The organism is Caballeronia zhejiangensis (assembly GCF_000698575.1).
Taxonomy (GTDB): domain Bacteria; phylum Pseudomonadota; class Gammaproteobacteria; order Burkholderiales; family Burkholderiaceae; genus Caballeronia; species Caballeronia zhejiangensis.
This window is the reverse complement of the sequence record NZ_JFHD01000079.1, coordinates 1-7,021: the sequence shown is the minus strand read 5'-3', so window position 1 is coordinate 7,021 and position 7,021 is coordinate 1. Positions and strand designations below refer to the sequence as shown.

At 54.2% G+C, this 7,021-nt stretch carries 7 protein-coding genes; 5 read left to right on the top strand and 2 right to left on the bottom strand.

Going from position 1 to position 7,021, the window contains the following annotated elements:
* Positions 1–597: SDR family NAD(P)-dependent oxidoreductase (locus BG60_RS35790; protein ID WP_034474583.1), on the top strand; the 597-nt coding region annotated here is incomplete at its 5' end.
* 117 nt (positions 598–714) lie between these two features.
* On the opposite strand, the gene BG60_RS35785 is transcribed toward BG60_RS35790, so the two are convergent.
* Entirely contained in the window at positions 715–1,302 is a 588-nt protein-coding gene (locus tag BG60_RS35785; protein WP_033536312.1) for an NADPH-dependent FMN reductase, read from the bottom strand.
* A 312-nt stretch (positions 1,303–1,614) separates the two neighbouring features.
* On the opposite strand from BG60_RS35785, the gene BG60_RS35780 reads away from it, so the two are divergent.
* Entirely contained in the window at positions 1,615–2,412 is a 798-nt protein-coding gene (locus BG60_RS35780) for a nitroreductase (RefSeq protein ID WP_321141495.1), read from the top strand.
* A gap of 39 nt (positions 2,413–2,451) precedes the next feature.
* Here the strand turns inward: BG60_RS35780 and BG60_RS35775 are convergent, their stop codons facing one another.
* Positions 2,452–3,009 carry a 4-hydroxylaminobenzoate lyase gene (locus tag BG60_RS35775; RefSeq protein ID WP_033536320.1) on the bottom strand — a complete coding sequence of 186 codons (558 nt, stop codon included), beginning with the start codon at positions 3,007–3,009 and terminating at the stop codon, positions 2,452–2,454.
* A gap of 187 nt (positions 3,010–3,196) precedes the next feature.
* On the opposite strand from BG60_RS35775, the gene BG60_RS36605 reads away from it, so the two are divergent.
* The 3 genes from BG60_RS36605 to BG60_RS35760 all read left to right on the top strand — a co-directional run.
* Complete coding sequence (locus tag BG60_RS36605; protein ID WP_140401998.1) at positions 3,197–4,249, top strand: helix-turn-helix domain-containing protein; 1,053 nt, start codon at positions 3,197–3,199, stop codon at positions 4,247–4,249.
* 163 nt (positions 4,250–4,412) lie between these two features.
* The gene (locus BG60_RS35765) at positions 4,413–5,876 is read left to right on the top strand and encodes a benzaldehyde dehydrogenase (RefSeq protein ID WP_080443021.1); all 1,464 of its coding nucleotides are present in this window, start codon (positions 4,413–4,415) and stop codon (positions 5,874–5,876) included.
* 83 nt (positions 5,877–5,959) lie between these two features.
* Positions 5,960–7,021: GMC family oxidoreductase (locus BG60_RS35760; RefSeq protein WP_034474581.1), on the top strand; the 1,062-nt coding region annotated here is incomplete at its 3' end.

Here is a 7,021-nt window from a genome sequence, read left to right as displayed (position 1 = left end):
GTTGAGCAGCAATTTAGTGCGAATCATCTTGGGCATTTTCAGCTTTCTCAGCTTCTCATGCCGGCTTTGCGGAAAGCAGAGGGCGCAAGAGTAATCAGTGTCTCGTCACGAGCCCATCAACTCTGTGGCGTAGATCTTGAGGATCTGCACTACAGCCGACGTAGTTACGACAAGTGGACAGCGTATGCGCAGTCGAAGACTGCAAACGTTTTGTTTGCTCTTCACCTTGATCAGATTGCAAAACAAGAGGGGGTAAGGGCTTTCTCTTTGCACCCAGGTTCAATATTTACGCCATTGGCGCGGCATATGACCATCGATGACTACCGTCTGATGGGGGCGGTCAAAGAAGACGGGACTTTAAAAACTGCCGAGGACCCAGGCTTCAAGACGGTTCAGCAGGGCGCCGCTACGACCTTGTGGTGCGCAGTCAGCTCACAGCTTGACGGATTAGGAGGCCTTTACTGCGAAGATTGTGACGTCGCGCCGTTGGCAGCTGAAGATGGAATTGGACCGGGTGTGAAAAGCTGGGCGATTGATCCCGACATTGCAGCACGTCTTTGGACCGCAAGCGAGCGTCTGACTGGGATGGTCTCTTGATAGACTCGGGCGGAAAAAATCATCGAGACATTCCATCTTCGTAGCTACGAAAGCGGCCCTAGCATGGCTGCTCGGGCCGTTGTGGAGTACTACTGTGCATCGCTCGGAAGTTCGACACTAGACCGTAGCTGTATGAAGTTTGCTTGTGAGACCAACAAGCGACTCGCCGACCGCGCGCAAGAGTTTCTCCACGTCTTTGTCCTTTAGTGTTCCTTGTTCATTGAACGCAGATGCAGCGAGACCCAACGAGAACGATTGTGGTATCAAGATAAGTCCCAGTCTCTCAAGAACAATTTTGATACCAATTTGCGCTTTAGCGCCACCAAGTGGGCCTGGCGAAGCGCTGACGACTGCAACTGGTTTGTTAGCGAAGAGGGTAAGCCCGGGCGTGCCGGCTCGCGTCGCTCTGCTGCACCAATCAAGCGTGTTCTTGAGAATTGGGGTGTAACCACCGTTATACTCAGGTGAAGCGATGAGGATGGCGTCGCTCTCCGCGAGCATATCCTGAATGCGCAAAGCGTTCTCAGGTACGCCGCTTGTGCCCTCGGACTCGGCATCGTAGATCGGCATTGGGTAATCTGCAAGACGAACATCGAGAACTCGAGCTCCGAGTGCAGAAGCTCCGCTCGCAGCTACATCAAGCACTTTCTGATTAAACGAATCGCGCCGAGTGCTGCCGGCAATCGCAAGAATTGTCGTGCTCATTTTGGCTGTCTACCCTTAGCGTTGAGGTGGGAACTCAACGGACTTGGGATTCCGTTGAGGGTTGCAATCATCACCAGGTTAGGCGAAAGAAGGACCAAACGTTGCGTCGGGGAAGGACGACGACGGTGACAGTGGGAGGTGCCCTTCGATTATGGTTGTCGTACTAACTCAGACAAAGGGAATCACGTGCAATATCCTGTTGCACGTGATTCAATCTACCGATTGACTTACGTCGCAGCAGCAGTATCAAAAAGTGTCTGCGATTAATGCTGCAGGCGGATGAGAGAGCGGGTGGAAGTGCGAAAAGAGAACATGAACTCGATTCACTTCGCAGGTGAACATGTTTCACTGCGATGCTTTTTTGGTCCATGTCATGATGTAGAAATCCTTCCAGTGATTTCATCCATGAAGATTAATCGAGACACGCATCCAACTGCCAGCGTCATTGACGCCATCATTCGCTCCCGTCGCGCTGTGAGAAGGTTCAAATCTGATCAAGTGCCACGGAAGGTCATCGAAGAGATTTTAGATGTGGCGAGATACGCTCCGAGCAACTCCAATATCCAACCTTGGCATGTGTATGTGCTAAGCGGAGAAAAAAAAGCGGCGTTGAGCGAAGAGTTGGGTCGGGCTCACGCTGCCAATCTTCACCCGCCGTTGCGTCATATGCCAGATCCGCTTCCTGAACTCATGCGACTTCGGCAAGAGGCATTTGGAAGCGTTTATTATGGTGCACTGGGTGTTTCGAAGAGCGACGTGAAACAGCGTGCAGCGGTTACAGCAAAGAATTTTGATTTCTTCGGTGCACCCGTAGGATTGATTTTTGCAATTAACCCGTCGCTGACCGAGTTCAGTTGGCTCGACTATGGGCTGTTCTTGCAGTCGCTTATGCTCGCAGCGCGAGCGGTCGGATTGGCGACATGTCCGCAGGTATCCTTCGCGCGATACGAAGACATCGTCTCGAGACAACTCGGATTCCCTCAAAGCTATCGATTGGTGTGCGGTATGAGTCTAGGGTTCGCTGAGCAGGACTCGCACATTAACAGCCTTGCGATGGCTCGGGAGCCGGTCGAGGGATTTACGACCTTCTTCGGGTTCGATGCCGAGTGATTCGTAAAAAGGAGGGCGCCGGTGACCGGCGCCCTGCGGTTATTGTGCGTCCGGCGCTTTCACGTTGTATGCAATCCGTCCTGCAGGCAGGAAGAACAGCGCGATTACGGCTCCGCCTTTTGCCTCCGGATAGTGGTGGCTTCCCGGTGCAGGTGCCGTCCATCCCCCATAACACCATCCGTTCGGTCCGGCAAGCGCTGCGCCGTCATTGAGCGAGAAGACCATATTGAACTCGCCGTAGGGATGAGAGTGGTAGTCTCCGCGGAAGGATTGTTCAGGGTTGCTTTGAGTATTTTCGGTGCTATCCATGTACACCGTGGTGATGCTAAAGCCAAACGTTTCTTCAGACGGGTCCACTAGTCGGGCGCGGCGGTAGCGCCGACCTGCAATCTCGACGTTGGCGGCCCAACCCTCCTCAAGCACCCCCAGCTTAATCAGCCGCGCGGTCTCACGATAGAAGTCGCTGTCAACGCTATATTTCTCGTTTAACCAGCGCTCGACGTCGGTACCGGTAGTCAGATCCTTGACTTCTTCCAGAAACGGAATAATGTGCGCTACCAGTTGGTCTTTGTGCGAGACCGCTACTGTTGCTTCCATGATGTAAATCTCCTGATATAGCTGAGCTTTCAACGTCTCGGCCCGTTGCCGACGTGATTAGGGCGAGAAAACCGTACCGAACACATTGACATACGCAGAAACTAATCAGAAGGGATGTCTTTTCAACTTGCCGATGAATAACATTCATGGGCAACTGATGGTCCATCTGACGCAGTGAAGAGTACGCTTGAAATCCGAAGTATTTGCTCGCCGCATCGAGCCGTGCCAAGAAAAATCAGTACTTTCCCTAGCGATTAATCGGCTTGAGGACTTGACTATGTTCTATCCAGATAGGTCCGGTGGTGCGCGGATTGAGATCAAAGGACAACTCGCGCTGTCGGAGCTAAGGACATATCTAACGTTGAGCCACGGCTTAGGCTGCAAACCCGATAAATGTCGACCCTATAACGCTGAAGTCCGAGCCATTGAATTGGGTGAAACAGCGTTTTCCACCGTCAGGATGACGGCGCTGACTCTGTTTCCCGACATCTCTACGCAGGAGCACAGTCAACACATCTACGTCAAGCTCGTGTCCCAAGGGAAGTTGCTCTTTGAGCAGGATGGCGACCGGAAAATTGTTGCGGCAGGCGAATTGCTCATCGTTGATCCGTCGATGCCGTTCACGGAGACATTTCAAGACGAAACAAGCTTGATCGTTCTGAGATGCAAAAAGTCCTCTCTGCAGGAGCGAGGCTTTCGTTGCCAGCTGAGCCACTGTATTGAACCGGATATGAGTTCTGCTGACGTAAGCGTGGTTTTTGACATGATCCGAGCAGTCGCTTCAAATTTTGCTGAAATGAGATACACGACCCAGGCTTTGCTCGGGTCGCATCTCATTGACTGGCTCGGCGTGCTTCTCGAGTCGAGTGGCGCTGCTGGCTCTCGTTCTACGACAGCGGCCTATCACAGAGCTAAGCGCCACATCGCCAACCATTTGGGAGAGGAGAGCCTTGATGCACACGCTATCGCAAGTGCGGCGGGAGTGTCAGTGAGCTACCTAAACCGACTTTTCCACGACGAGGGCACCTCATTGATGCGCTACCTTTGGGGTCAGCGCCTGGAGCGTGCGAGGCAACTGATCGAGGGGATTTGCAAGGATGGGATTCGGATCGAGGAGGTAGCGTGGCGTTGTGGATTTGCGAGTGCCGCGCACTTCAGCCGAAGGTTTCGCCAACATTTTGGCCATAGTCCAACGGAGTGGCGCGAGCGCGCAGGAAGTTTCGTCTCGGCCTCATCCTGAGACGGTCGGGACCAAAGTGCTCCACGGTCACAGACAGAATCGTTCCAGTCAAGAAGTTGAAGAAAGCCGGACAAGGTAAATATTTTTAGCGGGTCGATCATCTTCCAAGCCAGACGTCAGCGGAAGGACGGCGAGGCGAATCTTCAAATTAACTGGAGGAGCGATGATGGACCAACAATCGAGAGAACCTTGGGCCGAGAAGATCTACCTTGGCGAATGGGTAGATGGTCAGCGAGGTATCGCGACAGTAGTTGAGCCGGCAACGGGCGACGAGCTTGCTCGTATTGGCGTATCCGGGCCGTCTGACGTTGATGCAGCAGTTCAAAGTGCGCGGCTTGCGCAGCGTCGATGGGCCGACACTCCTTTCGATAAACGCGCGGCAGTGTTTTATGAGGCAGCGCGCCTCATCGGAGAACGATCGAAATTATTCAACTATTGGAACGTTCGCGAGTGTGGTTCGATCGAGCCTAAGGCCTCCTGGGAACTCAATGCGAGCAGGGAGCATTTGATTACAGCGGCGAGTCTCCCGCTACAGTCAAACGGAATGCTGTTTCCTAGTTCCGTGCCGGGTCGTGTGAATGCGTGGCATCGTATCCCAGTCGGGATCGTTGGCGTCATTACGCCTTGGAACTTTCCGTTGGTACTTGCGATTCGTACGATTGCGCCAGCGCTTGCATTGGGCAATGCGGTAATTCTCAAGCCGGATCCCCACAGCGCAGTGACAGGGGGCGCGCTGGTCGCCCAACTGTTCGAGGACGCAGGTCTTCCAAGAGGACTGTTGCATGTCTTGCCAGGTGGCGTTGAGGCCGGGGAAGCGTTGGTTCAACATCCACTGGTTAAGATGATCTCGTTCACTGGATCGACAGTTGTGGGTCGCCAGATTGGTGAGATTTGCGGCCGAATGCTGAAGAAGACGTCACTGGAACTCGGCGGGAATAATCCATTTATCGTCCTGCCAGACGCCGATGTCAATAAGGCCGCCTCATGCGGTGCATGGGGAGCTTTCCTTCACCAAGGCCAAATCTGCATGCAAGCCGGGCGACACCTTGTCCACCGAAGCGTCGCTGATGAGTACATCTCGAAGCTCGCCGCGCGTGCCGGACGCCTGTCAGTGGGGAACCCAGCAAAAGGTCAGGTACATCTGGGACCGCTCATCAACGAGCGGCAGGCCGCACGAGTTGAAACTATCGTCAGAGAGTCTGTCGATATTGGAGCAGTGCTTGTCACAGGCGGAAAGCGAACGGGAAACTTCTTCGAACCTACGGTTCTGACGGAGGTTACTGCGGACATGCCGGCCTTCACGGATGAGCTGTTTGGACCGGTTGCGCCTGTGACGGTCTATGACTCGATAGACGAAGCCATTGAGCTTGTGCATGCGAGTGACTATGGTCTGGCGGCGGCAATTCATTCGAAGTCAGTGTCAGCTGCGATCGCACTGGCTAAGCGCTTACGTTGCGGAATGGTTCACGTCAACGATCAGCCCGTGAACACAGAATCGCAGGTGCCCTTCGGTGGGATGGGCGCTTCTGGCAACAGTAGCCGCTTTGGCGGACCGGCAAACATCGAAGAATTCACGACGTCTCAGTGGATCAGTTCAGTTGAAACGCCGTCCGAATATCCCTTCTGATTTCGGTCTGAGCAACTCGAGTCTAGCGCCTCCAGACTGGAGGAGACACGTCAATTAGGCGGGAATTTTCCCTGAACAAGAACATGGCGATTGATCAATTCTCATTGGATATGTTGGCTCTCGCGGAAGAAAATGTGATGCGAGGAAAAATCACGCGCCGCGAATTCATTCGTGTCGCTATTGCCGGCGGACTTTCATTTGCAAGTGCAAGTAGCTTTGCTGCGAACGCCGCAAATGCAGTGGCGAATCAGTCTCGCAACGTCAAAGCATTGTCGCGGCGGTACGACTACGTTATCGTCGGGGCAGGAACTGCAGGAATAGTTGTCGCGTCGAGACTCTCTGAAAACCCTGCGGCAAAGGTGCTTCTCATCGAAGCTGGTGGTTGGAACGAGGTCAAATCAGTCGAGGATCCCGCACTCTGGCCGACGAACATCGGTACCGCCGCGAGCTATGTATATCCGTACGTTAAGGCCGCTCACTGCAACGGCCGCACGATACCTTTGGCGATGGGGCGCGGGATTGGCGGCGGAAGCGCAATTAACGCGATGGTCTGGGCCCGCGGCCACAGAGAGAACTTTGAAAAATGGGCGGAGCTGACGGGTGACTCGTCTTGGGGATACGACTCGGTGCTCGCCATCTACCGGAAGATTGAGAATTGGCAGGGCGACCCTAGCCGGTGGCGCGGGGAGCGTGGAGAGATTTTCGTTGATAAGGATCGACATAACAATCCCATCGTCCCCGCAATGATGCGGGCTGCGGCCAGCGTCGGAATTCCTTCTACTGATGATCTGAATGGACAAACCATGGAGGAGGACGGAGGTTGTGGGGTCGCGCAAACGCTGATCAAGGACGGGCGAAGATACTCCATTGCGAACGCCTATCTGTATCCAGCACTGAGTCGCCCCAATGTCACCGTCCTGACAGATTCCACAGTCATCGGCATCGAACTGACGGGCGACCGTGCGACCGCCGTTCGACTGCTGCATGCTGGAGCGGAAAAGCGGATCGAAGCAAGTACCGAGCTGGTGCTTTCGGCGGGTTCAGTCGCAACTCCAAAACTGCTCATGCTGTCAGGCATTGGCGACAGTGAGGACTTGCGCAAGCTTGATATTCGTGTCGCCGTACATTCTCCGAACGTCGGCAGG